19 protein-coding genes and 1 tRNA gene are annotated in these 25,948 nt (G+C 60.5%); 10 read left to right on the top strand and 10 right to left on the bottom strand.

The genetic code is table 11. The features are described 5' to 3' along the window. Nucleotides 1-811: 811 nt before the first annotated feature. The 7 genes from ACTQV4_RS08590 (at nucleotide 812) to ACTQV4_RS08560 (ending at nucleotide 9,256) form a co-directional block, all read left to right on the top strand. Complete coding sequence (locus tag ACTQV4_RS08590) at nucleotides 812-1,690, top strand: patatin-like phospholipase family protein (protein ID WP_441569643.1); 879 nt, start codon at nucleotides 812-814, stop codon at nucleotides 1,688-1,690. Nucleotides 1,691-1,847: 157 nt separating this feature from the next. Beyond that, entirely contained in the window at nucleotides 1,848-2,291 is a 444-nt protein-coding gene (rplM, locus tag ACTQV4_RS08585; RefSeq protein ID WP_370450665.1) for a 50S ribosomal protein L13, read from the top strand. A 2-nt stretch (nucleotides 2,292-2,293) separates the two neighbouring features. Next, nucleotides 2,294-2,689, top strand: coding sequence for a 30S ribosomal protein S9 (gene rpsI / locus ACTQV4_RS08580; protein ID WP_022094634.1), 396 nt, complete (start codon nucleotides 2,294-2,296; stop codon nucleotides 2,687-2,689). A 123-nt stretch (nucleotides 2,690-2,812) separates the two neighbouring features. Beyond that, entirely contained in the window at nucleotides 2,813-4,150 is a 1,338-nt protein-coding gene (gene glmM / locus ACTQV4_RS08575) for a phosphoglucosamine mutase (RefSeq protein WP_441569642.1), read from the top strand. Between the two features lie 101 nt (nucleotides 4,151-4,251). After that, nucleotides 4,252-4,719 (top strand): PTS sugar transporter subunit IIA, encoded by a 468-nt coding sequence (locus tag ACTQV4_RS08570; RefSeq protein ID WP_370450664.1) that lies wholly within the window; start codon nucleotides 4,252-4,254, stop codon nucleotides 4,717-4,719. Between the two features lie 272 nt (nucleotides 4,720-4,991). Next, on the top strand, nucleotides 4,992-5,720 hold the full coding sequence (nagB, locus tag ACTQV4_RS08565) for a glucosamine-6-phosphate deaminase (RefSeq protein WP_427719421.1): 729 nt from the start codon (nucleotides 4,992-4,994) through the stop codon (nucleotides 5,718-5,720). Nucleotides 5,721-6,316: 596 nt separating this feature from the next. Continuing rightward, nucleotides 6,317-9,256, top strand: a complete 2,940-nt coding sequence (locus ACTQV4_RS08560) for an AfsR/SARP family transcriptional regulator (protein WP_441569641.1) — start codon at nucleotides 6,317-6,319, stop codon at nucleotides 9,254-9,256. A 61-nt stretch (nucleotides 9,257-9,317) separates the two neighbouring features. Here ACTQV4_RS08560 and ACTQV4_RS08555 read toward each other — a convergent pair whose 3' ends face one another. Both ACTQV4_RS08555 and ACTQV4_RS08550 read right to left on the bottom strand, forming a co-directional pair. Further along, nucleotides 9,318-9,617, bottom strand: a complete 300-nt coding sequence (locus ACTQV4_RS08555; protein ID WP_427795027.1) for a YhbY family RNA-binding protein — start codon at nucleotides 9,615-9,617, stop codon at nucleotides 9,318-9,320. Between the two features lie 157 nt (nucleotides 9,618-9,774). Further along, nucleotides 9,775-10,458, bottom strand: a complete 684-nt coding sequence (locus ACTQV4_RS08550) for a hypothetical protein (protein ID WP_441569645.1) — start codon at nucleotides 10,456-10,458, stop codon at nucleotides 9,775-9,777. Between ACTQV4_RS08550 and ACTQV4_RS08545 the strand changes: the two genes are divergently transcribed. After that, nucleotides 10,408-10,815, top strand: coding sequence for a hypothetical protein (locus ACTQV4_RS08545; protein ID WP_441569646.1), 408 nt, complete (start codon nucleotides 10,408-10,410; stop codon nucleotides 10,813-10,815). The two genes, ACTQV4_RS08550 and ACTQV4_RS08545, sit on opposite strands and share 51 nt — an antisense overlap. A gap of 166 nt (nucleotides 10,816-10,981) precedes the next feature. Here ACTQV4_RS08545 and ACTQV4_RS08540 read toward each other — a convergent pair whose 3' ends face one another. The 4 genes from ACTQV4_RS08540 to ACTQV4_RS08525 form a co-directional block, all read right to left on the bottom strand. Further along, nucleotides 10,982-12,346, bottom strand: a complete 1,365-nt coding sequence (locus ACTQV4_RS08540) for a PFL family protein (protein WP_427719427.1) — start codon at nucleotides 12,344-12,346, stop codon at nucleotides 10,982-10,984. Nucleotides 12,347-12,454: 108 nt separating this feature from the next. Continuing rightward, nucleotides 12,455-15,004: a homocysteine S-methyltransferase family protein gene (locus tag ACTQV4_RS08535; RefSeq protein ID WP_441569640.1), complete on the bottom strand. Its 2,550-nt coding sequence runs from the start codon at nucleotides 15,002-15,004 to the stop codon at nucleotides 12,455-12,457. Between the two features lie 9 nt (nucleotides 15,005-15,013). Further along, entirely contained in the window at nucleotides 15,014-15,802 is a 789-nt protein-coding gene (locus ACTQV4_RS08530) for a hypothetical protein (RefSeq protein ID WP_441032429.1), read from the bottom strand. Next, nucleotides 15,802-16,695 carry a methylenetetrahydrofolate reductase gene (locus ACTQV4_RS08525; protein WP_441569639.1) on the bottom strand — a complete coding sequence of 298 codons (894 nt, stop codon included), beginning with the start codon at nucleotides 16,693-16,695 and terminating at the stop codon, nucleotides 15,802-15,804. Before ACTQV4_RS08525 ends, ACTQV4_RS08530 begins: the two co-directional genes overlap by 1 nt. 474 nt (nucleotides 16,696-17,169) lie before the next feature. Here ACTQV4_RS08525 and ACTQV4_RS08520 point away from each other — a divergent pair, with 474 nt between their 5' ends. Continuing rightward, nucleotides 17,170-19,257 carry a glutamine synthetase III family protein gene (locus tag ACTQV4_RS08520; RefSeq protein ID WP_441032435.1) on the top strand — a complete coding sequence of 696 codons (2,088 nt, stop codon included), beginning with the start codon at nucleotides 17,170-17,172 and terminating at the stop codon, nucleotides 19,255-19,257. 383 nt (nucleotides 19,258-19,640) lie between these two features. Here ACTQV4_RS08520 and ACTQV4_RS08515 read toward each other — a convergent pair. From ACTQV4_RS08515 to ACTQV4_RS08500, 4 genes are all read right to left on the bottom strand, one after another. Further along, nucleotides 19,641-19,717 (bottom strand) — tRNA-Glu (locus ACTQV4_RS08515). A 99-nt stretch (nucleotides 19,718-19,816) separates the two neighbouring features. Continuing rightward, entirely contained in the window at nucleotides 19,817-21,994 is a 2,178-nt protein-coding gene (locus ACTQV4_RS08510) for a MurT ligase domain-containing protein (protein ID WP_441032437.1), read from the bottom strand. Between the two features lie 45 nt (nucleotides 21,995-22,039). Next, the gene (locus ACTQV4_RS08505; protein ID WP_427794487.1) at nucleotides 22,040-23,083 is read right to left on the bottom strand and encodes a hypothetical protein; all 1,044 of its coding nucleotides are present in this window, start codon (nucleotides 23,081-23,083) and stop codon (nucleotides 22,040-22,042) included. Next, nucleotides 23,083-24,159: a hypothetical protein gene (locus ACTQV4_RS08500; protein WP_441032443.1), complete on the bottom strand. Its 1,077-nt coding sequence runs from the start codon at nucleotides 24,157-24,159 to the stop codon at nucleotides 23,083-23,085. The genes ACTQV4_RS08505 and ACTQV4_RS08500 overlap by 1 nt, the downstream gene beginning before the upstream one ends. Before the next feature lie 500 nt (nucleotides 24,160-24,659). On the opposite strand from ACTQV4_RS08500, the gene ACTQV4_RS08495 reads away from it, so the two are divergent. After that, on the top strand, nucleotides 24,660-25,874 hold the full coding sequence (locus ACTQV4_RS08495; protein ID WP_117794788.1) for an iron-containing alcohol dehydrogenase: 1,215 nt from the start codon (nucleotides 24,660-24,662) through the stop codon (nucleotides 25,872-25,874). Nucleotides 25,875-25,948: the final 74 nt, after the last annotated feature.

The following is a 25,948-nucleotide window of genomic DNA, read 5'->3' as shown; positions in this document are numbered from 1 at the left end:
AAGCAAATACGCGGATTCTCCGCGCAAAGCCTCGACCCTATATAGATGCGATGCCGATCGGATGACAGCCGGCAACGCCCTGCGCCAGCGTCATCCCCGCACCGCGGAGAACCGAACTCTGTGCAGGGCGCGGGCGTAAAGAAAACGCGTAAGCGTTTTTAGCCCGCGGGCGAGGACGCCGGCAGGCGGCCGAAGCCGGTGCGGATTTGCGAAGCAAATACGCGGATTCTCCGCGCAAAGCCTCGACCCTATATAGATGCGATGCCGATCGGATGACAGCCGGCAACGCCCTGCGCCAGCGTCATCCCCGCACCGCGGAGAACCGAACTCTGTGCAGGGCGCGGGCGTAAAGAAAACGCGTAAGCGTTTTTAGCCCGCGGGCGAGGACGCCGGCAGGCGGCCGAAGCCGGTGCGGATTTGCGAAGCAAATACGCGGATTCTCCGCGCAAAGCCTCTACAAGGTGGAGTAGTCAATTTGGGACGGGGCTATTTTAGCTACCCCTATAAGCCAGTCGATATTAGTTCCGGTCCCCAATAATTCGTCGACAGTCAAAGGGCAGCTAAAATAGCCCCGTCCCAAATTGACTACTCACGTTGACGCCTCAAGCGGAAGTTGCATCCCAGAATCTACGCTCAGAATGGGATGCATTTTCCGTATAGGTTGTTGGCGGAAAGTCCATCCCGGAATCGCCCCCCCAGAACGGGACGTGCTTTCCGCCAGTCGCCCCGTCCTCCTCAACTCCAAAACCCATGCGCTCTCCATCTCAAAACTGGGTAGAAGAAGGCCAAAACGAAACAGTAGGAGGTCAACATGACGGCAGAAGATAAGGCAAAGAACGCCGGCAAGGTCGCGCTCGTCTTGGAGGGCGGCAGTTTTCGCGGGCAGTTTACCGCGGGCGTGCTCGACATCCTCATGGAGGCTGGCGTCGAGATTCCGGCTGTCTACGGTGTATCGGCCGGCGCCCTCAACGGCGTGAACTACAAGTCGCACCAGATCGGCCGTGCCAACCGCATCAACCTGGCTTTCTGCAACGACAACCGCTTCATGGGCGCCGCATCGTTTGCCTCCACGGGTTCCATCGTGGGTTACGACTTCATCTTCAACGATGTCCAGGACCGCTTGGATCCCTTTGACAACGAGGCATTCGACGCGAGCCCCATCGAGATGTACGCCGTCGCGACGGACATGCTCTTTGGAACCGCTGCATACCTGCCGGTCAAAAGCGCCGTGCTCGACCTCGATGCCGTGCGCGCCTCGACGTCGCTGCCGCTGGTGACGCCGCCGGTCGAGATCGACGGGCACAAATACGTCGACGGCGGCGTAGCCGATTCGGTCCCCATCGAGCACGTGCTGGAGGAGGCGGGCTTCGATCGCGCGGTTGTCATTGTCACGCAGGACCGCTCGTACGAGAAAAAGCCCTACGAGTTTATGCCTGCCGCACGCGCCCGCTATGCCGACTACCCCTATCTGCTCGAGGCTATCGAGACGCGCCACGACCGCTATAACATCCAGCGCATGCATCTGTGGAAGTATGAGCGCGAGGGCCGCGCGCTGGTCGTTGCCCCGCAAAAGCCTGTCGAGGTCGGTCACGTTGAGCACGATCCGGCAAAGCTTCTCGACCTGTATATTCAGGGTCGTCAGGAGGCAAAGCATCTGCTGAGTGATATCGAGGCATTTGTCGAGCGCTAGCGTCGCGACATCATTACCGATGGACGACATGTGCAGAAAGTCTGGTCAGAGCCAAAATACCTGTTGACTCGGGCGACGAGCGGGGTAATATGGACGGGTTACTTGCAGAGCCCCGTGAATCTCTGTAACAACACGTACTGTACATGGAGGAGTCTAAGTGATTTCGAAATCGACTCACTACGCCAAGCAGGGCGAGGTCCAGCGCAACTGGGTTCTCGTCGACGCCGATGGTGCTGTCCTGGGCCGTCTTGCCACCCAGATCGCAATGATTCTGCGCGGTAAGAACAAGCCCCAGTTCACGCCCAACAGCGACTGCGGCGACTTCGTTGTCGTCATCAACGCCGATAAGGTCCAGCTTACCGGTAACAAGGCCGACACGAAGACCTATTATCGCCACAGCGGCTACAACGGCGGCCTCAAGGCTGAGAGCTTCCACCAGGCTATGGAGAAGCACCCGGAGAAGGTCATCGAGCGCGCCGTTCGCGGCATGCTGCCCAAGACCACCCTCGGCCGTGCCCAGATGACCAAGCTTAAGGTCTACGCTGGTGCCGAGCATCCGCATGCTGCCCAGAACCCCACGAAGATTGAGCTGGAGGCTTAAAGATGGCTGAGAACACCGTTGTCTACCAGGGTACCGGCCGTCGTAAGAACGCCGTCGCCCGCGTCCGTCTCGTCCCCGGCACCGGCAAGGTGACCATCAACAAGCGTGACGCCGAGCAGTATTTCGGCCGTCATCAGCTCGTTGAGAACGCCCTTGCTCCCTTCAAGGTGACCGATACCGCCGGTCAGTTCGACGTTATCGCTCTGTGCGATGGCGGCGGCATCTCCGGTCAGTCCGGCGCTCTGCGCCTGGGCATCGCTCGCGCTCTTCTGAACGCTGGCGACTACCGTGCTGACCTCAAGAAGGCCGGTTTCCTTACGCGCGATGCTCGCGTGGTCGAGCGCAAGAAGTACGGCCTCAAGAAGGCCCGCCGCGCTCCCCAGTTCTCCAAGCGCTAAGGTTTTATCTCCTTACGAGATACAATGTACAAGCGGGGCCTGCCGATTGCTCGGCGGGTCCCGCTTTTCTTTTTCGACTAGGGTGGGCGAGTGCGTTTTGCCCACTTGGGAAGGAGCGATCCTATGCTCCAGAACATCTTTGGCACCGACGGCGTCCGTGGCGTCGCCAACGCCGACCTCTCGTGCGACCTCGCGTTTCGCCTTGGCCGTGCGGCGACCAAGTTCCTTGGTCCGGACATTTGCGTTGGCCGCGACACGCGTCTTTCGGGCACCATGCTCGAGAGCGCTCTGACCGCTGGCATTATGGCCGAGGGCGGTCGCCCGCACTGCTGCGGCGTTATCCCTACGCCGGCCGTGGCGCTGCTCACCGTCCAAAACGACCTCGACGGCGGCATCGTCATCTCCGCTTCGCACAATCCGCCGGAGTTTAACGGCATCAAGTTCTTTAGCAGCAAGGGCATGAAGCTTCCCGATGCCGTTGAAGAAGAGATCAGCGCCTGGGTCATGTCCGAGGAGGCCATGGCTGCCGACACGCTGCCGACCGGCGCTGGTGTGGGCCACATCATCAAGATGAAGGACGCTCGCAAAGCATACGTCGACCACGCTATCAGCACCCTCGACGGCCTTAAGCTCGACGGCCTGGTCGTTGCCGTTGACTGCGGTCACGGTGCTTCCTGCCAGACCACGCCTGCCGCGCTTCAGCGTCTGGGCGCCACGGTACACGCCATCAATACCGACTACTGTGGCACCGACATCAATGTCGAGTGCGGCTCCACTCATCTTGAGCCCCTGCGCGAGCTCGTGCTGCGCACCCACGCCGACATCGGCCTGGCCCACGACGGTGATGCCGATCGTGTGCTGTTCGTGGACAGCGAGGGCAACGAGATCGATGGTGACTACATCCTGGCCATCTGCGGCTCTGACCTCGCCGCTCGCGGCAAGCTCGCCAACTCCGAGATCGTCTCGACCGTTATGTGCAACTTGGGCTTTTCCATCGCTATGAAGGAACAGGGCTTTGAGATGGTGCAGACCGCCGTGGGCGACCGCTACGTGCTGGAGCGTATGCTCGCGGACGGCGCCGTTATCGGCGGCGAGCAGTCCGGCCACATCATCTTCCTGGAGCACAACACCACCGGCGATGGCCTGGTGACGGCGCTGCAGCTGCTGGCCGTGCTCAAGCGCACTGGCCGCACCCTCACCGACCTTGCCGGCATCATGAAGAAGTACCCGCAGGTGCTCGTCAACGTGCATTCCGACAACAAGGCCGGTCTGGACGATTGCCAGCCCATTTGGGACGCTGTCGCTGCCGCCGAGAAGGAGCTTAACGGTCGCGGCCGCATTCTGGTGCGCCCGAGCGGTACCGAGCCGCTGGTTCGCGTGATGGCCGAGGCCGAGACGCACGAGCTGACTCAGCGCGTCGTTGACGACATCGTCGAGGTTGTCAAGCGCGAACTTCCCTAATGGTCAAAAACCAATGCCAAGTGGTAAACTACTAAAACTGGTTTTGATTATTGGTATGTCCAAGGGGGAGCATGTTCACTAAAGTCCTAAGGTCTTTTGGTATGCGTGGTCGGGTCCTTACGCTGGATGCTCCCATCTCGGGCGATGTCATTCCGCTTTCCGAGGTTAAAGACCAGACGTTTGCCACGGGCCTTTTGGGCCAAGGCGTTGCCATTCGGCCTACGGGCACGCGCGTGATTGCACCTGCGGATGCCAAGATCGAGGCGATTTTTCCAACGGGACACGCCGTTGCGCTCAACACGGTCGATGGCTTGGATGTTTTAATCCACGTTGGACTCGATACCGTTCAGCTTGAGGGCAAACACTTTACCGTGCATGCACAGGTGGGCGATATCGTCCATAAGGGCGATGTGCTTATCGAGTTTGAACGCGAGGCAATCGAGGCCGAGGGCTACGATGTGACGGTTCCCATTTTGGTGTGCAACTCTGTTGAGTTCTCGAGCATCAAGGGCTCCGTCGGCGAGCATGTCGAGGAGATGGATCAGCTCATCGTCGCTCGCGAGCGCTAACTCGTTCGCTTGCCCTTTGGCCTACAATTCAAACACGTTTACGGAGGGCGCCCTTGAAAGAGGGCGCCCTTCGTGGCAAGATGAAAAATGTCCGAGGCTAAAAGGCTTCGGGTCACCGTGGACGGGCAGGGGCCTCGACGCGGCTAGACACGAGATACATACATTACGCGACCTCGCCCTGGTGGCCGCACACGTTGGTTGCGGCCGACGCAGGCCGCGGGCAAGTGCTTGTAAGGGGAGCCTTGCCTCTCTTCTACGAGAAAGGATGCGTAATGAAGATCATTAAAGCTAAAGACTACGAGGATATGAGCCGCAAGGCCGCCAATATCATCTCGGCGCAGGTTATCCTTAAGCCCGATTGCGTACTCGGTCTTGCTACCGGCTCCACTCCTATTGGCGCCTACAAGCAGCTCGCCGATTGGTACAAGAAGGGCGATATTGACTTCTCCGAGGTCAGCACCTATAACCTGGACGAGTATCGTGGCCTTTCGCACGATGATCCCCAGAGCTATCACTACTTCATGCGCGAGAACTTCTTCGATCACATCAACATCGATCTGAATAACACGCACGTGCCCGATGGCTCCAACCCCGATGCCGCCGCTGCCTGCTCCGAGTACGACAAGATCGTCGCTGCCGCCGGTTACCCGGATCTGCAGCTGCTCGGCATTGGTAATAACGGTCATATTGGCTTCAACGAGCCCGATGACCACTTCTCCAAGGGTACGCACTGCGTCGACCTCACCGAGAGCACCATTCAGGCCAACAGCCGCCTGTTCGATAGCATCGACGACGTTCCCCGCCAGGCTTACACCATGGGTACCCAGACCATCATGTATGCCCGCATGATCCTGGTCGTCGCCAACGGCGAGGCCAAGGCTCAGGCTGTGCACGATATGTGCTATGGCCCGGTTACGCCCGAGTGCCCGGCTTCGATCCTGCAGCTGCACACCAACTGCGTCGTCGTTGCCGACGAGGCTGCCCTTTCGCTCTGCGAGTAGTACAATCCGAGCGATTTGTTATTACTTTGTTACAGGCTCCCGTTCTGCGGGGGCCTTTTTTATTATGCATATGCGGGATGGCGGCTAGCTTATAGACTCATGAGCCCTTATACTGCGTCCGTCCGCAATATCTGCCAGCGGAACCAGAATGAGCGCGGACTTTATGGTGTGCATAACATTAGCTTGCCAAAAGCTTGACGGTGGTGCCTCGTATAGCGTGATGCATTCTCTAGCATAGTCTATTCAAAAATGCTACTAATGAGTCGCAAACGGTAGCAGCGCGTAGGCGAGTTGCGCAACAAAATATTACAAGCCCCATTGCGTTACACTGCCAAATGAGTGGGACATGCTGGCAAGCGCATTGACCTGCGCAAAGACCGGTTGGTTGGGGGAGAAGTTTCAATCGGCGCTCGCTGAACAAAAACTTGCCAAATGCGAACCGAAAGACAACCTAAAACTCTGCGTCGTTCGATTTACGGGATGGCTTGGGCTGTCTTGCGATTACGGTGTCCATGTGGTCGAGGTAAGGAGCGAGCATGATGAACGGGCTGAACGATACGGACGATCTCGAATTGGCGCCGTTGGGCACAGGTTATATGGTCCGACGTGATCGCCTGATGAGCGAGTTGATTGTCAAGGGCCGCAAGGCGGGCATTGTGTTGCTCTATGCACCAGATGGGTTTGGGAAAACATCGATATTGCTTCAGTACACTCAGGAAGTCAAAAGCGACCCGACGCGCGGTCTGGTACGAATCATCGAGGCTGACCGCGCGATTGCCCGCGAGGTGTTTATACAGCTCGAAGTGGTCACAGATGAACTTGAGGACAAACCACGATCGTTGATTGCGATCGATAACGTCCCCAACCTCGATCAGCAAGATACCGAGGAGCTTATCGATCGAATTCGAGGCCTGCGCACTATGGGGATCGGGGTCTTTGTCACCTGCCGTCCCTCAAATCGCCAGTTGATTCGCGGGCTGGGTGACTCGGTCAAGATCAATGCGCAGATGCTCAAGGTGCATGCCTATGAGTATTCGGCTTGGGCATCGGCGTTCTCGATTAGCACGTCGCTCGATTTTTACCAGCTCACACAGGGTGTTCCCGAGTTGGTTTCGGCTATGCAGACGGGGCTGTACGGAGAGGGCGACGTTGCCAGCTTGCTCGAAAACGAGATTGTCAACGTATACGGTGCGGCACTTGCCGATATGGCATCAATCGATAACGGCGCCCTATTTAACGTGGCGTGCGTGATGGCCCTGATGGGCGAGGGCAAGATTGCGGAACTTGAGGCATGCGGTGTCAGGCTTTCCATGATCGATCAGTCCTATCTTGTTCGTGATTATCCGATTTTTGGTGTCGATCCGGTCGATCGAAGCTTTACGTGTATGGGCACCGAGGATAACGCGCGCCTGAGATTACGAAAAATGGTTGCGGAAATTCGTCCAGAGCTCGTTATGCGCGCGGCACGCATTCTGCTCAAGGCGGGCCGATGCGATGCTGCGATGGATTTGGCAGATGCCTTTTTGGATCGCGATGCCGTCCTTGAGCTTGCTGGACAGTATGGTGTCGATTTGGCTCTGACTGGGCATGGAGGGGATGTCTGTCGCGCGGTACTGAGGACGACGGATGCCGACAATCCCGCGTTGGAGCCGACGCCCACCGAGGCACTTGGTGTCTATTTGGCGGCGGTAAGCGTTTCGAATACTAAACTGGCCCGGTATATGGCCTCGATTGTCGAACATGCGAGCGCACAGTCGGTCCGCGAGATTGATTTGGTTTCTTGGAAAGTCGCCCAGGTGCTTACGGTCGTCTGTTATGGAGATTGCGAGCTTGGGCTTCCAGCCAATCCTGCTCTTCCAAAAAATGAGGCATCTTGTGCTGCGCTCGATATGCTGTCGGCGCATATCGAGGTTAAGAGCCGGCTGACCGAACAGGCGAAAGACGGCGCAGCACTTTCGGGACTCAAGGCGAACAAGGTATATGATTGCGAACTCGATATTGCAGAGATTCTCATACGGGCAGATCGGATGTTGGTGGAGCTCTTCGATGGGTCCTTTATGGGAATCGATGAGCGTGACGACGAGATGTCTCGAACACGGGAGGCACTCGATGCTCGTGGGCTTAAGGCACCGGCTGTCTGGGTGCGTATGGTGCTGGCGGCACGGCGTCTGCTTGCAGGCCTGCCAATGACTGACGATACGGCGTTTAATGAGCTCGATCGCTTTGCCGTGCGCGTGCGTGACAATCAAATCCAGCTGTTTGGCCTGCTACTTGAAGGCTGGCAGGCGCTCGCCGAGGGGCGCCCGGTCAACGCGAAGTTCCGCGCGGTCCAGGTACTCAAGCTTGCTGACGAGTCGATCGCATACATGCGCGACAACGCGTTGCTGTTGGAGCGTGCATCAAGCCTTCGCAATACGTCGATGGTGTCGGTACGAGAAGAGGCAGAGCTGCTCGACCTAAGTCGGACACAAGTCGGCGGCGCGGAGGCTTGGGTCGTAGCGCTGCATTTGGCGTCTGCGGGCCGTGACAGCGATCTTGCCGCCTGGATGTCTATGAATCGTTCTGGGATTCTGGAGCCAGCGTATCGGCTGTTTGCACGCCTTGCGATGCATTGCTTGGGCGAGCCTGCTGCCAAGATTCGAAAGAAGCTCCCGGTGCGTGAGCTATCGCGATATTCGCTGCGCGACGATTTGGAGGGAGAGAGCGAGCGGCTGTTCCAGGTCGGCGAGGTCGAACCCGTCGACGCTATCGATCATATCGAGATTCGCATGTTTGGCGCGTTTCGTGCCGAGCGCGACGGATTTCCCATCACAGACAAGATGTGGCGTCGTAAGAAAGCGGCAACGCTTGCCGAGCGGCTTGCGTTGGGTATCGATTCGTTTGTCGATCGCGAGACCTTGGCTATGGAACTGTGGCCACATGCCGAGTACAGTAGCGCCCGTAACAACTTGTATTCGACTGTGTCACGCTTGCGATCCGCTTTGGGACCCACGCCAGATGGCAAGTCGTGCGTCCTGATTCAAAACGACTGCCTTGGCCTCAACAGGGATTACGTTAAGACCGATGTGAAGCTATTTGAGCAGATAAGCCGCGAGATTTTGGGTAATCGCACAAGAGTGCGTGGGCCTCACCTGGTCGAGCTGTGTCTTAAGATCGAACAGCTCTATACCGGACCGCTGTATATCCCCAACGGTTGCAATCCGACGTACTTTTTGCGCATGCGCCGCATCATGCAGTCGAAGTTTATCGACTGCATGATTGTGGGAGCAAGCGCTGCCTTGGAAGAAAACGACCTGCAGTCGGCAATCTGGCTGGTAGAAGCGGGGCTACGTCAGGAGACCGCACGCGAGGACATGGTGCGATGCGCCATGCGCGTGTACGGAGCGGCGGGGAGACGCCGCGATATCGTCGAGCTCTATAGCGGGCATATCCATCATCTTAAGGAACAGGTCGCAGGCGTTCCCGAGCCCGAGACCAAGCGTCTCTACGAGCGTCTGGTCGAAAGCAGGGTCAACCGACCGTTCATTGAACGATAAAAAACGGGCGCCCGCATCATTCGGACGCCCGCAGGCTTGCTCTGTGTGAACCGATCGGCCCTTAGACAAGCTTGATCTTCTCGATATCCTTGCGCGAGGACTCTCGATACAGCGAGAACTTGCGGCCGATAACCTGAACGACGTCGGCGTGGCAGCGCTCGGCGAGTTCCTCGGCGGCCTCGCGGGCAGAAAGGCTGGAGCCGTCCAGCACGGAGCACTTAACGAGCTCGTGCTTTTCCAGGTAGGCGGCCGTCTGCTCGACGGTACCCTCGTTGACATCGGACTTACCGATGATGATGGCGGGGTTGAGGTGATGGGCCATGCTGCGAAGCTGCTTGACCTGGGCTCCTGTCAGTGCCATGGGATCTCGCTTTCTATGTATGGGGCGCCCCGCGATGGGGCCTTAATCTACGTGAGCTGTCCCACGATAGCGCAGGAACGGCGCGGTGTGGAGCGCGTTTGCCAGTTCGCAAAGAATGCGGATGCCGGGCGGGTAGACGATGCATACTTTAGATGGGCTACGGTCGGGGCGCAGAGACCGGCTCCCAGGCAATGAACGCCCATCGGACCTTGCGGATGTGGTCGAGCATGTAACGTCCCTGCGGCACGCCCTTGGATCCCGGCTCGCCGGCATGGGGGTTCTCGATCATATGTTGGGCGATATAGTCGCGCAGACGATCGATCTTATCCTCGTTGCCATGCTCGAGCATACGGGAGAGGTCTGCCACGGCGGCCTCGAGGCTATCGAAGGTGTCACGACGGGGCGATTCAAAATACGTGACCTGCGGTAGTGCACCCATCTGAATAAGGATGTTAAAGGCGTACACAAAACCATTGCTACGGGTAACCGAGGCGCCGATGGCATTCATCACGTGCAGGTCATAGCGTGGGCTGGAGTTGGCGACCATCGTGACAGCACAACGCCGCCGAGCCGTACGGTCGAGCTTGGCAAGCGCGCCTTTTAGGTCGTTCGTAGTAACCGAGCGACTCGCAAAGGCAACATCTACCGCTTTCGCGACCGGTCCAACCAAATCCCAGTCATCATCCCAAGCAAGCTCAAGCGGTGTAATGCGATCCTCGAGCCCATAATACTCAATGCCAGCATCAAGCGTGCCCAACATAGCAGGGGAAAAATCAGCAGCAATCACGGGATGTCCAGCCTGAGCAAGCGGAATAGCAATCGACCCGGCCCCACACCCCATATCGAGCAACGACTCGCCGGGCTCAAGCGCCAGCAGCTTTATAAAATCTCGGGCGTAGGGGGCAGTCTCCAGTGGACGAAAATGCCGGGCCCTTTTATCCCACTCAAAAGAATCATCAGCCCGCCGCCGAGCAGCCTGCAAGCGCATCCATTCGCCATTCCAATCCGCAGAAAGAAGCTCAGATTGAATTACACCATCAGCCACGGGCCATCCCCCTTACAACAAAAAAGCGGCCCCTCCCAAAAGAAGAGCCGCAACAAGCATATATCAGAAAAAGAACCGTTCCAACGCCAAGCCGCCGCACCAGCCAAGTGGTGCAGGAGCGAAGCAACTGCAACCGGGATAGAACCCAACTGAGGTCCCGTTGTGCGGGAGCCCCGGTGAGGGCAAATATATAAGGTCGATCGCGAGGTCCGCACGAGCCGGAGAGCACTTAATGTGCTCTCCGTGCGAGTCAGGACTGTCCGAGCAGGCGACCTTATATATTTGCCCTCACCGGGGCTCCTCGCCCTGTAACTCCCTGCTAGTTCTTGAGCGAGTTCAGCGGTGCCGGGAAGCGTCCGCCGCGGTGGGCAAGCACGGTGCCGGCGTTGGGGTTCACCGGCATGATGGGCGCACGGCCAAACAGGCCGCCATACTCGACGCAGTCGCCCACGCCCTTGCCGATGGCGGGGATCACGCGCACGGCCGTGGTCTTATTGTTGATGACGCCGATGGCCATCTCGTCGGCGATAATGCCGGCGATAGTCTCGACCGGGGTGTCGCCGGGAATGGCGATCATGTCCAGGCCAACGGAGCACACGCAGGTCATGGCCTCGAGCTTCTCGAGCGAAAGCGCGCCGGCCTCGACGGCGGCGATCATGCCGGCGTCCTCGGACACGGGGATAAAGGCGCCCGAGAGGCCGCCCACGCTGGAGCTGGCCATGACGCCGCCTTTCTTGACGGCATCGTTGAGCATGGCGAGCGCGCAGGTCGTGCCGGGGCCACCGCAGGTGCCCACGCCGATGATCTCGAGGATGCGCGCGACGGAGTCGCCGACGGCAGGCGTAGGCGCTAGCGACAGGTCGACAATGCCCTTCTCGACACCTAGGCGACGGGCAGCCTCGCGACTCATGAGCTCGCCGGCACGGGTGATCTTAAAGGCGGTCTGCTTAATCTTTTCGGCGACTTCCATCATCGATGCGGAATCGGGCAGCTTCTCCAGGGCTGCGGCCATAACGCCGGGGCCCGAGACGCCTACGTTGATGACGGCGTCGGCCTCGCCACCGCCGTGAACGGCACCCGCCATAAACGGGGAGTCCTCGACCATGTTGGCAAAGCAGACAAACTTGGAAGCACCGACGGAATCCTCATCTGCCGTAAGCTTGGCGGCATCGATGATGGTCTGAGCCGCCATGAGCACGGCGTCCATGTTGATGCCGGCGCGCAGGCTGGCGACGTTGACGCTGGAGCAGACGCGGCTGGTGGTAGCGAGCGCCTGGGGGATGGACTGGATGACGCGGCGGTCGGCGTCGCCGATGCCCTTCTGGACGAGTGCGGAGAAGCCGCCCAGGTAATCGATGCCGAGCGTCTCGGCCGCGCGGTCGAGGGCATGCGCGATGGGGGTGAGGTCCTCATCCTTGCAGCATGCGGCGATCTGCGCCACCGGGGTGACGGAAACGCGCTTGTTGACAATGGGGATACCGTACTCGCGCTCGAGGTTCTCGGCGGTCTCGACCAGATGCTCAGCCGTGTGCGTCACGTGGTCGTAGATCTTCGTGCACATGCGGTCGAGGTTCTCGTCGCCGCAACCCATGAGCGAAACACCCATGGTGATGGTCCTGATGTCGAGGTTCTGCTCCTCAACCATGCCGCGGGTTTCCGCGATTTCTGCGGGCGTGATCGCCATCCTTGCACTCCTATCTGCCAAAACGAGCATAGCCTTGTCTATTCTAACGTGCCGCACGTGCCAAGTGGCGCATGCGGCACGTTTTGGTGCTCGGTTGTTTCCGTTGTGTTACTGCCCAAAGACCTCTTCGGCGATACGAGCGCTTTCGGCGGCGTCCTTGGCGTAGTAGTCCGCGCCGATCTGCTTGGCGTATTCGGGGGTGAGTACGGCGCCGCCTACGATGATCTTGACGCCCGGCACCTCGGCATGAAGCAACTTGATGGTCTCCTCCATAGCGACGACCGTGGTGGTCATAAGCGCCGAGAGGCCGACGAGCTTGATGTCGCGCTCCCGTACGGTCTTGAGCACCTCCTGCGGGTCGACGTCGCGGCCTAGGTCAAAGACGGTATAGCCGTAGTTATCGAGCAGCATCTTGACGATGTTCTTACCGATGTCGTGGATGTCGCCTTTGACGGTGGCCACGCAGATTTTGCCCTTGTCGGCAATCTCGCCGGCGGGCATCAGGCGCTTGATGGTGTCAAAACCCACGCGCGCGGCCTCGGCCGAGGCCATGAGCTGCGGCAAGAAGAACTTTCCCTGGTCAAAGAGAACGCCAACCTCGTCGAGGGCGGGGATAAAGTGGTTGTTGATGAGGTCCATGGCGTCGTGGTCTGCCAGCAGACGCTCGGTCTCGGCCGCAATCTCGCCTTTGCGGCCCGAGACGACCATGCGACGAATCGGGTCGTCGTTGCCGGCGGTGCCAGCGGCGGGCACAGTGTCGGTCGATACTGTCTGAGCCGCCGCCGGGTTCGCGGCGATCTTGTACGGATCGGTCCAGCCGGCGTAGCGCTCGATGTATCCGGTTGAGCCCTCGTCCTCAACGCTCAAGACGCGATAGCTGTAGACGGTATCCATAAAGCGCTTGGAGCCCGGGTTCATGATGGGGGCGTCCAGACCCGCGCCAAAAGCGGCAGCCAAAAAGACCGAGCCCAGCAGCGGGCGGGCGGGCAGACCAAAGCTGATGTTCGACACGCCGAGCGCGCATTTGACGCCCAGACGCTCCTTACACAGGGACATGGCGCGCAGAATCTGCTCGGCTTGGCGTTGATTGGTCGAGGCGGTCATGACCAGACAGTCGATGAGGATGCGGTCCGGTCCGATGCCGTAGCGGGCGGCCTCGGCCACGATGCGCTCGGCGATGGCGAAGCGAGCCTCGGCGGTATCGGGAATGCCGCCTTCGTCGAGCGTGAGGCCGACGACGTTGGCGCCGTAGTGGGCGACAAGCGGAAAGATCTCATCCATGATCTGCTGCTTGCCATTGACCGAGTTGATGATGGGCTTGCCGGCGTAGCGGCGCACGGCGGCCTCGACGGCTGCGGGGTCGGTGGAGTCAATCTGCAACGGCAGCAGCGTGGAACCCTGGAGCTGCTCGGTGGCCTGTTGGATGATCTTGACCTCGTCGATCTCGGGCAGGCCCACGTTGACGTCCAGGATGTCGGCGCCTTGCTCCTGCTGGCTGATGCCCTGGCTTACGACGTAGTCCAGGTCGCCGTCGCGCAGGGCCTGCTGCAGGCGCTTTTTTCCGGTGGGGTTGATGCGCTCGCCGATGACGGCGATCTTGTGGCCGTCACAGGGAAGGTCAACCACGGTCTGGGCGCTCGTGACCGACATGCTGGGCTTGCGGTGGCGCGGGCTGGGCGTGTGGCTGTCGATAAGCGTGCGCAGCGCTGCCATGTGCGCCGGCGTGGTTCCGCAGCAACCGCCCACGACGCTCACGCCGTCGGCGATCATGCCGGCGACGGCCTTGGCGTATTCGGGGGCCTGGATGTCAAAGACGGTGTTACCGTCGTCGTCCACGTGGGGGAGTCCTGCATTGGCCTGCACCATAACGGGCTTGTCGGTAACGGTAAGCATACGTGCGGCGAGCCCTCGGAGCTCGGCCGGCCCCTGGCTGCAGTTGATGCCCAGGACGTCGGCGCCGATGGCGTCGAGCGTGATAGCGGCAACCTCGGGACTCGTGCCCAGGAAGGTGCGACCGTCTTCCTCAAAGGTCATGGTGGCAAAGACAGGCAGGTCGGAGTTCTCGCGGCAGGCAAGGACCGCCGCCTTGATCTCGGCAAGGTCGGTCATGGTCTCGATAATAAAGAGGTCCACACCCGCCTCGACGCCAGCGCGCACTTCCTCGGCAAAGAGGTCATAGGCCTCGTCGAAGCTGAGGGTACCCAAGGGGCGAAGCAGCGCACCGATGGGGCCGATGTCGCCGGCGACGTAGCGGGCACCGGCCGCGCGGGCGCAGGCGACAGCGGCGGCAAAGACATCTGCCACGGTGGCGGCACCGTCGAGCTTGTGGGCGTTGGCGCCAAAGGTGTTGGCGGTGATCACATCGCAGCCGGCCTCGACATACTGACGCTGAATATCGGTAATGACCTGGGGCTCCTCAAAGTTGAGCAGCTCGGGCAGGGCGCCGGCCTTCATGCCGGCCGCCTGCAGCATGGTGCCCATGCCGCCGTCGAACAGCAGGTGCCCCGTGCCCTCGATGGCGGCGCGCAGGCGATCGTCCTTAATGTAAAGGTCGTCGATCGTGCGCGTCTTGTACGTGGCGCCCTTGCGGCGGGCAGCATCAACGGGCGCCGCCAGAGCGGCGCCGTCCAGATCATGAGTGATAAGCGGAGTAAACATCGGGGGCTCCTAATGGCTGGAATAGCAGGTGGTGTGGGCGGCGCGGAAGCGGCAGTGCTCGCGCATGCGGCAGATATTGCAGGTGGGGCGACTCTGGGCGTCGTGGACCTCGCCGTCAAACAGGCCGATCACCGCGGTCACGCTCTTGGTGGGCATGAGCAGGCTGGTAGGTGTGACGGTAAGCCCGATGAGCCGCGTGGCGTTGAGTGCGGCCACGATTGAACGCTGAGCCGTAAGCGGGCAGTCGCCGTAGCCGGGACTGAAGCGCCAGTTACCGGCGAGTCCGTGTGCGGCGGCCGCAGCCTTGACCTGCTGGTCCATCTGCTCGACGGCAGCTTCCACATAGGCGGAGCACGCGGCATCGAGCACGGCTCCCTCTAGGGGCTGCTGGGCTCCCGTGGTGCGCAGACGACGCTCGGCGTCCATGCCGAGGGTGCATGCCATGAGCGCGGCGAAGTGGGCGTCTTTGAGATGTCGATAGATATCGCGACCGCGCAGCTCAACGTTGGTTCCAACCAGACGGATGCTGGGCTCTCCCTGCTCGTCCACGCCCATGGCATCGACGGCAAATACGCGGCGCACGCCACGGGGCTCAATGTCCAGTTCCAAACGTTCAACGACAAGCTCAATACGCTGCGACAGCTCGGGCTCAATCTGCTGGCCGCCGTAACCCAGATACCGCAGCATCTCGGCACGATCGACGCGGGGATGGTGGGCATCATCGATACGGTAGAGCGCCGGCGACGCAAGGTCGGCCGGCACTTCACCAAAAGCTGTATCGATGTGCGGTTTTTCCATTACCCCAGGCGCTCCATAATAGTTGCGGCGATCGCAGGACGATTCATAGTGTACAAGTGCAGGCCGTCGGCGCCGTGATCCTTAAGGTCGCAAAGCTGGCGGGCTGCATAATCTACACCGGCTGCCTGCAGGCTCTCGGGGTCATTCTCGTACTTGGCGAGAATCTTGATGACGGGGGAGGGCAGCGACGCGCCGCACATAAAGACCATGCGGCTGATCTGCGACTTGCCCATAAACGGCATGATGCCTGCGGTAATGGGCACAGTGATACCGGCCTTGTCGGCAAGCTCGCGAAAACGGTAGAAGCACTCGTTATCAAAAAAGAGCTGGGTCACAAAGAAGCTCGCGCCGGCGTCCTGCTTTTGCTTGAGATATTCGACCGAGAGGTTGAGATTCTCACAGGCAATGTGGCCTTCGGGGTAGGCTGCGGCGCCCACGCAAAAGCCGGCGTCGACAAGCTCGGGGATGAGGTCGCGGGCGTAGGCGTAGTCCGAGGCGGGCTTGTCATTCTCGCTCGCGCCGGCGGGAAGATCGCCACGCAGGGCCAGCACATTTTCTACGCCGGCGGAGCGGTATTCGTCGATCTTGGCGGCGATATCGGCATGCGTGCGGCCAACGCAGGTGAGGTGCGCCACCGAGGGCGTATCGAATTCGCCCGTAATCATATGCGCGATGGGGGCGGTGGCGGAGCCGTTGCCCGAGCCGCCGGCCGAGCAGGTGACCGAGACAAAGCTCGGCGAAAGCTTGCACAGATTGCCAGCCACCTCGCGAGCCGTGTCGAGGGTAAGCTCGCCCTTGGGCGGGAACATCTCAAACGAAACGGGCGTGGTGCCCTGGGATGCTGCCTGCTTAAAAACCTCGTCGACGCGCATGTCGTGCTCCTTTAGATACATTAGCGTGATGTGTTGTATGGATTCTACAGCACCGCTGCGCTACGGTGGAGTTTTACTCGCTATTTGGAAATATCAATCGAAGATGTTTCGCTATCGGCATTCCCTATAACAGCGTAGCTAATTTGGAGCTTTTTTACCCCATCAACCAGGTACGCAGGGTAGTCTTTTTGGGACGGGGCTTTTTTAGCTACCCAATCCGGCGCCTCCAAAGCTTGAGACCATATTTAAATAGGGCAGCTAAAAAAGCCCCGTCCCAAAAAGACTACCCGTAAACCATGTGGAGAGGTCTGCAATTTATACAGTTGATTGGCTGTTGAGGGTGGCAACATTGCCGCGATGCGGTAACCTCATTGATTAGTTTCGCGACGGCAACATAACGGTAATGTCGCGGAAACACGGCGAGTCTAAGCTATGACTCGTTCGTTAGTAATCAACACCGCTTCTCACGCGGTGCCGATACGAAGGGAGTTCCGTATGGCCGAACTTACTGACCGCTTCGGGACCATGGTGTTCTCTGAGGAAGTCATGAAGGACTACCTCCCCAAGGACATTTGGAAGCGCCTTGCTGCAACCCTCGAGGACGGTGAGCCGCTCGACCTGGATGTGGCCAACGCCGTTGCCCATGCCATGAAGGTCTGGGCCATCTCCAAGGGCGCGACGCACTACGCGCACTGGTTCCAGCCGCTTTCGGGCATTACTTCCGAGAAGCACGACAGCTTCCTCGAACCCAACCACGACGGCACCGCTATTACCAAGTTTACGGGAAAGAACCTCATCCAGGGCGAGCCGGACGCCTCCAGCTTCCCCAACGGCGGCCTGCGTGCCACCTTCGAGGCCCGCGGCTATACCGCTTGGGATCCCACCAGCCCCGCCTTTATCAAGGACGATGTCCTGTGCATCCCCACGGCTTTCTGCTCCTACACGGGCGAGGCCCTGGACAAGAAGACCCCGCTGCTGCGCTCCATGACCGCGCTCTCGCGTGAGGCCAAGCGCGTTTTGGCGCTGTTTGGTAAGACCCCCAAGAAGGTCGTTCCTTCCGTGGGCGATGAGCAGGAGTACTTCCTGATCAAGAAGGACGCTTACCGCAAGCGCAGGGACCTGGTCATCACCGGCCGCACCCTCTTTGGTGCTGCTCCCTGCAAGGGCCAGGAGCTCGAGGAGCACTACTTTGGCGCTATCCGCCCCACCGTCTCGGCCTATATGAAGGACCTGGACGATGAGCTGTGGGCGCTTGGCATTCCCGCCAAGACCAAACACAACGAGGTCGCTCCCTGCCAGCATGAGCTCGCCCCCGTCTATGGCGAGGTCAACGAGGCCATCGACCAGAATCTGGTCATGATGGAGAAGATGAAGCTCATCGCCTCCCGCCACGATTTGGTCTGCCTGCTGCACGAGAAGCCCTTCGAGGGCATCAACGGTTCGGGCAAGCACAATAACTGGTCGCTTGGCACCGAGTCCGAGAATCTGCTCGATCCGGGCGACACCCCGCTCGACAACCTGCAGTTCATCGTCTTCCTCACCGCGGTGATCGAGGCCGTCGATAACTACCAGGAGCTCCTGCGTGCCTCCGTTGCCTCGGCCGGCAACGACCATCGTCTGGGCGCCAACGAGGCTCCTCCGGCGATTATGTCCATCTTCCTGGGCGACCAGCTTACCGAGGTCGTCGAGAAGATCATCGATGGCAAGGCTTCCGTCCATGCCACGCGCGGCGTGCTCGACCTGGGCGCCGATACCCTGCCCAAGCTGATGCAGGACAACACCGACCGCAACCGCACCTCTCCGTTCGCCTTCACCGGCAACAAGTTCGAGTTCCGTGCCTGCGGCTCCGAGCAGAACGTCTCCGACTCCAACCTGGTGCTCGATGCCGCCGTGGCCAAGTCGCTCAAGTCCTTCGCCGACGCACTCGAGGGTACGCCCGAGGATAAGTTCCAGGACGCCGCGCTCGAGTACTGTAAGAAGGTGCTGACCGATCACCAGCGCATCCTGTTCTCCGGCGACGGTTACTCCGACGAGTGGCCCATCGAGGCCGAGAAGCGCGGCCTTGCCAACAACAAGACCACGGCCGACGCTCTTCCCGCCTTTGTTTCCGATAAGGCTATCGCGCTCTTTGAGGAGACGGGCGTTCTGACCAAGGCCGAGGCTCAGTGCCGCTACGACTGCAAGCTCGAGAAGTACAACAAGCTCATGAACATCGAGGCTACCACGATGATTCGCGAGGCACGTCGTACCTATCGTCCGGTCATTACCGCCTATGCCACCAAGGTCGCTAAGGGCCTTGAGACAATTCGTGCCGCCGGTGCTGAGGCCGCCATGCAGTGCGAGCAGAACACGCTCAACAAGCTCTGCAACGGTATCACCGCCATCAACGACTCCATCAAGGCGCTCGACGCCGTGCATCAGAAGGCCGAGGCTCTCGATGGCCAGGAGCAGGCCAATGTGTATGCACACGAGGTCGTTCCCGCTATGGATACGCTGCGTGCCTCCGTGGATGCCATGGAGGAGATTGTGGCCGCCGACTACTGGCCGGTCCCGACCTACGACGACATTCTGTTCTACGTGTAGGGCATAGCCAACATATCGTCACGGTATTAAGCCGGGGTCCGCATCGCGCGGGCCCCGGCTTTTTGATTTCGAAGGACGCTTTGGAGTCCGTTTTGCCGCCGATTTTCCGGGGTCCGCACCCTGTCGGGTTCGAATCCCGGCGTTGGGGTAGAAAAAAGCCCGTCACCGCGGGGGTAACGGGCCTCTCGTTTCAAATGGTGCCCCCAGCGGGATATCCGCGTGCGGCTGGCGCCGCCCGCCTTCGCTGCGTCGCTTCGCTCCTTGCGTGCTGCGCTGGAAAACGCTTCGCGTTTCCTCAGCTCCGCACCCTGTCGGGTTCGAATCCCGGCACATGAGTAGCAAAAAGCCCGTCACCGCGGGGGTAACGGGCTTCTCGTTTCAAATGGTGCCCCCAGCGGGATTCGAACCCGCGATATCCACCTTGAAAGGGTGGCGTCCTTGGCCGCTAGACGATGGGGACAGCGGGAAAGAGTATAGCAGACTTTTTTATTCGTTCACATATCGTTGGCAAACTGAAAAACCACCACAAAGATGCCTGTCCCTTTGTGGTGGCGGGGCGTTAGGGGAGGAGCTTCATGGCAGCGTCGTGGGCGGCGTGCTCGTAGGTGTCGTCGAGGGGCTTGAGCGGCAGCAGGGCGGCGGCCTGTGCATCGCCACGGCGCTCAAGGGCATGGGCGATGAGCCAGTCGGCGAGCTCGGGGTTCTTGGGCAGTGCCGGTCCGTGTAGGTACGTGCCGATGACGCCCTTGTAGATGAGGCCCTCAAAGCCATCGTCGCCGTTGTTGCCGGTGCCCGTGACGACAGACGTTCCAAGCGGCGTGGCCTCTGCATCGAGCAGGGTGCGGCCGCCGTGGTTCTCGAACCCCACAAAGGGCTCGGGTGCCAGGTCGGTCTTGACGGCGACGTTGCCTATCAGGCGGTCGGAGCCGCGCACGGTCTCGGAGGCGATGACACCTAGACCCTCGATGCGATTCTCGCCCATATAGTACGAACGACCGAGCAGCTGATAGCTGCCGCAGATAGCGAGCAACGAGCCGCCGTCCTCAACATATGTCGCAACCTTGTCCTTTTGAGCGAGCAGCTCGTGTGCCACAGCCAACTGATCGCGGTCGGCACCGCCGCCCATCATGACGATGTCGGCGTCGGTAAGATCGAGCGTCTTGCCCATGCGGACCTCCTCCACGCGCGCGGGAATGCCGCGCCAGGCGCAGCGGCGCTCGAGGGCGATGACGTTGCCGCCGTCGCCATAGAGGTTGAGGGCATCGGGATACAGATAGACGATGCGCAGCGGGCGCGGAAGCTCGACCGGCGCAATGTCGGTGGGGACGGCGCTGCCATCGGTGCGTGTTACGGCGCAGGAGGCAACCGAGCTCGCATCGGCGTCTTTAAGTCCGTCGAGCTCTTTGACCAGCGGCGGGAATGCCGTGTAATTGGCGACGGCGTAGAAGGTGTCATCGGCTGCCTCATCTGCCACGGCGCCGATCGCCTGCTCGATATTCGAGATGATGGCGGCGTCGATGCCGGCGTACTTCAGGCGCACCTGCATGTCGTGCGCGCGCGTACCCCCGGCAAAGGCGACAAGCCCTGGGGTATCGGCGATGCGCTCGAAGTCGACGTCGTAGATCCACGAGACATCGTGGCCGTCGGCGTCGTTGTCATTCAGGAAGAAGGCGCATAGCCTGCCGCCTGCCGTTTTAATGGACTGGATCTGGCGATCGAAGCCTACGGGATTTTTGGCCAGGTTTGCCTCGACGGTACGGCCGGCAATCTCCCAGCGGCCCATGCGTCCGCCGGCGGGGACGTAGGCATCGAGCGTGGGCTGCAGATGCGCTGCGTCCACGCCCAACTCGCGCGCCGCAAAGAAGGCGGCGGCAACGTTGTAGACCATGTACAGGCCGTTGTAGCGCGTGGCGATGTGCGTTGCGGGCGCTTTTGCCTCGGGTCCAAAGGTCAGGTCAAAGCCGTAGCCGTCGCAGCCGAGCTCAACGCCTGTCACGCGACGGACCAGCGCGGGGCGACTCCAACCGCACGAAGGACAATGATAGGCGCCGAGCTGGCCGTACTGCACATAGTCGTACTCCAGCGGCGCGTTGCATTGCGAGCAAAAACGCGAGTCGCTAATGCGATCGGACTCGGTGCCCGTGGCGCCGTCGATGCCAAAGGCGATGCTCATATTGGGGACGCGTGCGGCGATCGAGGCGCAGAGCGGGTCGTCGGCGTTATAGATGAGCGTCGTTGCCGGCGAAAGCTCCAACGCGTGGGCTATGACGTCCTGGGTGTGGTCGATCTCGCCGTAGCGGTCCAGCTGGTCGCGGAACAGGTTGAGCAGCACAAAGTACGTTGGCTTGAGCTTGGGCAAGACGCGCACCGTGTAGAGCTCGTCGCACTCAAAGACGCCTACGCGCTTGCTGCTGGCGGCACGCTTAAGATCGCTGCGGCCCTCGAGCAGGGCACCCACCACGCCCGGCTCCATGTTGTTGCCGGCGCGGTTGCATACCACGGTGGCGCCGCTGGCGGCAACGGCGTCGGCGATGAGGTTGGAGGTGGTGGTCTTACCGTTGGTGCCGGTGACCACCACGCTGCGGTCGACAAGGCTCGCGAGGTCGCTTAGCAGCTCGGGGTTGATCTTCATGGCGATGCGGCCGGGGAGTACGCCGCCCTGGCGCTTAAGGATGGAGCGCAGCCCCCAGCGGGCGATATCGCTCGAGGTGCAGGCGAGAGATGAGCGGAAGTTCATGGAGCCGTTCCTAACGTGAATGACATGGTCGTGGCGATCGTGCCGTTAAAAGCCATAACGGCGCGCAAATTCCTGGGCAAGCTGCGATACGTCTTCGCAAGCGTTGGCCCAGGGGGCAAAGTCGGGAGTATCCGAGATGATACCGTCGGCCTCCCAAACTGCCTGGTGCGAAAGGTCCCAGGGGTCGTGCGGCTCGGGCCGGCAGGGAAGGTACGGCGTCTGATACATGGGGTTCAGCAAAAAGAACGCGCCGCCCTCGCAGCGGTTGGCAAACTCACGCAGGGCGCGTGTCGCCGGGCGCATCTTGTTTGTTTTGAACAGCAGGATCGTGCGGGCGAGTAGGTACCAGGGGGAGTTCTCGAGGGCATCGGCCCCCATCTGCTCCTCGAGCTGGTGGGCCAGGGCAAAAAAGCCGTCCTCGTCTTCCAGACGAGCGAGGGCGAGTAGCACGGTGCCGGCAGCTCGGGTGGGATAGCCTTCCGCCTTAAGAACACGGCGAGAATAGTTGACGGCAGCACGGTAGCGAGCGCTCGCCATGCACAGCTGCGAGATGGCCTCGAGCGTGTGGAGCCACCCGATAAGCGCCGGCTCGCTCACGGTGAGATCGGCCGCCGTCACGCCGTCTGCCAGCACCTTGTTGGCCCAGTAGTGCGGGGCCTCCATGTCGAATCCGGGCACGCTTTGCCGTAGGTAATCGGCTGTGGTCGCCTCGAGCTTCATCAGGTCGCCCAGGCAGGCGTCGACGGGCGTGTCCGCCAAAATGATGGCAAGCAGCTGGGCATCGAAGACATACGCATCGACGCGGACGATCTTGAGCAGCTCATCGCGCATATCGTCGAACAGGCGGTTGCGCGTCTGCTCAAATTCCTCATCGCTGCCCATATCCTCGATACGATGGAGCTCGTCGAGCAGGTGGCGGTGAACACCGGCATAGGAAAGCAGTGCCTGGGCATGCTCGGTCTGCGCATACTTATGAGGGTTGACGCTCACGTCGTTATGGACAAGATCGCGTGCTGCATCGGTGAGTTCGGGGTGCGACGCAACGTAGGCGCGCTCCAGGTAGGCGGGGATGTAGACGCTCGGATCCATTAGAGGTCTCCTCCCTTAAACGGCAAGCCCTGCTCGGCCGCCCGTAGGATGCGCTCGTCGATCTGGGAACGCACGATATCGTTGGTGGCGACCCAGGCGGCAAAGCTGGCGTTGTCGGGGGCGCCCAAGCCCTCCTGCAGTACCGGCGTCGCTTCGGACAGCGCAAGGACAAGCTCGTCGGTGGAGCCCACGCCCACGTTGACGCGGGCATAGACGCCATCGGGAAACTCGGTTTGAAAGTAAAGCGCCTCGGCTGCGTGCGGGCACGAGCGCGCAAGGATGCGCAAGTAGTGCTCGGCGCCCTCGTAGTCCAGCTCGCGCCAGGCAGCGCTCATCAGCGCGATGAGCGTCCACGGGTCTAAGTCGCGCTCCGCGTCCTTGGGACGACGGCGCAGCGGCGTGTTGGCGAGATAGGGGACGGAGTGGGCAGAGCGAAAGCGTTTGAGCTCCTCGGCGGGGTATTCGAGTTTTGCCATGGCGAGCATCGCAGTGTGGCGGACACCGGCCGGATCGTTGGGGGCAAAGTCCAGGCTGCGGTTTGCGGTTTCGAGCGACATGCGGTAACGGCCGCTAATGAGGGCGCGCGACGCAAGGGCGGCAAGCCAGCGCAGGTAGGGGCGGCGTGTAAGGTCGCCTGCGGCCTCGCGCTCGTAGGGGTCCTGCGCCGAGGCGATCTTGAGTGCCAGGTCGTGCTCGACTTCATCGCGCTTGGATACCAAGTACTGTACGTACTCCTCGTTGGAGTTAGCGGTGAGGGCGGTCAACATGCGCTGAGCGTCCCAGTTGGTCGGGTCGAGTGCGGCTGCCTCGCGAAGCATGTTTTCGGCAGCGGTCTCTTCTTGCTCTGCCTGGGTATCGTCAGGGATAAAGGGAATGCGGTAGTCGACAGCCTCGACTACCTTGGCAATCAGATGTCCGGCGCGGTCGCGGTCGTGCACGATGAGCGGCGCGGGGTTGCGGGTGAATTGTTCCATCAGACGCTCTACGGCAGGGCCGTCGGTGAGCGGGATATTGTCGCGGCGCAAGGCCTCAAGAACGAGGCGATGGCAATCTTCTTGAATGGGATCGAATGCCATGGGGCCTCCTTTGCTGCGGTTAGGGTTCAAATGTCTCTATATAAGGTTCTAGTTTACCCGCATGAGGCACATTGGGAGTGCCGCACTTGGACATGCACCTTTGCACCACGAAGACGGATGTCGCACAAATGTCGGCATCTTGGACGACCGAGTGGTATCACGGTGCCGCAAACGGTCGATTTTTGGCGGCGAACGGTGTGTCTTTTGGAGGGGCACAGTCCTGCCCTGGATATGTGGTCAACCTTGATAAAACGTTTGCCCAGCTTGGGAGTATGAATGCCGCATAAGGGTCTTCAGGGATAGAAAAAACGTTTCATCATTGTCGACTTTCGGTAAATAACTGACCAACCAGAACGGTAAAATAATATTTGTCTGAGCGTTGAGACGTTTAGACATCGCGCATTGTCATCGCCGGCAACGCGCAAAACGGTCCTAACGGAGCCAATCGGGTGCTCCGTTATATACGCAAGTCTAAGAGGGGCTTGTTTAGGAGGCACAGTATGGGACGTTTTACCAATCCTCGCGATCTGTACTTTGGTGAGGGCGCTCGCCACGAGGTGAAGAACCTCAAGGGCAGCAAGGCCATCATCGTGACCGGCGGCGGCTCCATGCGCCGCGGCGGTTTTTTGCAGGACGTCGAGGCCGACCTCAAGGAGGCCGGTTTCGAGGTCAAGCTGTTCGAGGGCGTCGAGTCCGATCCGTCCGTCGAGACGGTCATGAAGGGCGCCGAGGCCATGACCGAGTTCCAGCCCGACTGGATTATCGCCATTGGCGGTGGCTCGCCCATCGATGCCGCTAAGGCTATGTGGCTGTTCTACGAGTATCCCGAGGAGACCTTCGAGGAGGCGGTCGTCCCGTTCTCCTTCCCGGAGCTCCGTCAGAAGGCTCACTTCTGCGCCATCTCCTCTACCTCCGGCACCGCTACCGAGGTAACCGCGTTCTCCGTCATCACCGACTACGCCAAGGGCATCAAGTACCCGCTGGCCGACTTCAACATCACCCCTGATGTCGCCATCGTCGACCCCGAGCTCACCTACACCATGCCCGCCAAGCTGTGCGCTCACACCGGTATGGACGCTCTGACTCACGCCATCGAGGCCTACGTCTCCACCGCTGGTTCCATGTACACCGACGCCAACGCCCTGCATGCTATCCGCGAGATCGTCGAGTGGCTGCCCAAGTCCTATCAGGGCGATCATGAGGCCCGCCAGCACATGCACGACGCCCAGTGCATCGCCGGCATCGCCTTCTCCTCGGGTCTGCTGGGCATTGTCCACTCCATGGCTCACAAGACCGGTGCCGCCTTTGAGGGCGACCACATCATCCACGGTTGCGCCAACGCCATGTACCTGGGCAAGGTCATCCAGTTCAACGCCAAGGACGCTCGCGCCAAGAGCCGCTACGCCTTCATCGCCAAGGAGATCCTGCACCTCGCCGGCGAGACCGAGGACGAGCTGGTCGAGGCTCTGGTCCAGGAGATTCGCGACCTCAACGACAAGCTCGACATCCCGCAGGGCATCAAGAACTACGGTGCCAAGGGCGTGAAGGCCGACGAGTCCATCATCGATTACGATGAGTTCGAGGCTAAGAAGCACGACGTTGCCGCCAACGCCATCCTCGACGCCTGCACGGGCTCCAACCCGCGCCAGCCGTCTCAGGAGGAGATGGAGCAGCTGCTCGAGTGCGTCTACACCGACACCCCGGTCACGTTCTAATCGGCACACATTGTTCTGATAAGGGTCTCGCGCTCTGTGCGCGGGACCCTTTTTCTATGGTGCAATCTAACCTG

Source organism: Collinsella sp. LCP19S3_B11 (genome assembly GCF_052121915.1).
Lineage (GTDB): Bacteria > Actinomycetota > Coriobacteriia > Coriobacteriales > Coriobacteriaceae > Collinsella.
This window is presented reverse-complemented; position numbering and strand designations above follow the sequence as displayed.

Coding starts and splice junctions, on each gene's coding strand:
- ACTQV4_RS08590 (WP_441569643.1), top strand. CDS start 812: ATGACGGCAGAAGATAAGGCAAAGAACGCCGGCAAGGTCGCGCTCGTC.
- rpsI (WP_022094634.1), top strand. CDS start 2,294: ATGGCTGAGAACACCGTTGTCTACCAGGGTACCGGCCGTCGTAAGAAC.
- glmM (WP_441569642.1), top strand. CDS start 2,813: ATGCTCCAGAACATCTTTGGCACCGACGGCGTCCGTGGCGTCGCCAAC.
- ACTQV4_RS08570 (WP_370450664.1), top strand. CDS start 4,252: ATGCGTGGTCGGGTCCTTACGCTGGATGCTCCCATCTCGGGCGATGTC.
- nagB (WP_427719421.1), top strand. CDS start 4,992: ATGAAGATCATTAAAGCTAAAGACTACGAGGATATGAGCCGCAAGGCC.
- ACTQV4_RS08560 (WP_441569641.1), top strand. CDS start 6,317: ATGGTCCGACGTGATCGCCTGATGAGCGAGTTGATTGTCAAGGGCCGC.
- ACTQV4_RS08555 (WP_427795027.1), bottom strand. CDS start 9,617: ATGGCACTGACAGGAGCCCAGGTCAAGCAGCTTCGCAGCATGGCCCAT.
- ACTQV4_RS08545 (WP_441569646.1), top strand. CDS start 10,408: ATGTCCAGCCTGAGCAAGCGGAATAGCAATCGACCCGGCCCCACACCC.
- ACTQV4_RS08550 (WP_441569645.1), bottom strand. CDS start 10,458: ATGGGGTGTGGGGCCGGGTCGATTGCTATTCCGCTTGCTCAGGCTGGA.
- ACTQV4_RS08540 (WP_427719427.1), bottom strand. CDS start 12,346: ATGGCGATCACGCCCGCAGAAATCGCGGAAACCCGCGGCATGGTTGAG.
- ACTQV4_RS08535 (WP_441569640.1), bottom strand. CDS start 15,004: ATGTTTACTCCGCTTATCACTCATGATCTGGACGGCGCCGCTCTGGCG.
- ACTQV4_RS08530 (WP_441032429.1), bottom strand. CDS start 15,802: ATGGAAAAACCGCACATCGATACAGCTTTTGGTGAAGTGCCGGCCGAC.
- ACTQV4_RS08525 (WP_441569639.1), bottom strand. CDS start 16,695: ATGTATCTAAAGGAGCACGACATGCGCGTCGACGAGGTTTTTAAGCAG.
- ACTQV4_RS08520 (WP_441032435.1), top strand. CDS start 17,170: ATGGCCGAACTTACTGACCGCTTCGGGACCATGGTGTTCTCTGAGGAA.
- ACTQV4_RS08510 (WP_441032437.1), bottom strand. CDS start 21,994: ATGAACTTCCGCTCATCTCTCGCCTGCACCTCGAGCGATATCGCCCGC.
- ACTQV4_RS08505 (WP_427794487.1), bottom strand. CDS start 23,083: ATGGATCCGAGCGTCTACATCCCCGCCTACCTGGAGCGCGCCTACGTT.
- ACTQV4_RS08500 (WP_441032443.1), bottom strand. CDS start 24,159: ATGGCATTCGATCCCATTCAAGAAGATTGCCATCGCCTCGTTCTTGAG.
- ACTQV4_RS08495 (WP_117794788.1), top strand. CDS start 24,660: ATGGGACGTTTTACCAATCCTCGCGATCTGTACTTTGGTGAGGGCGCT.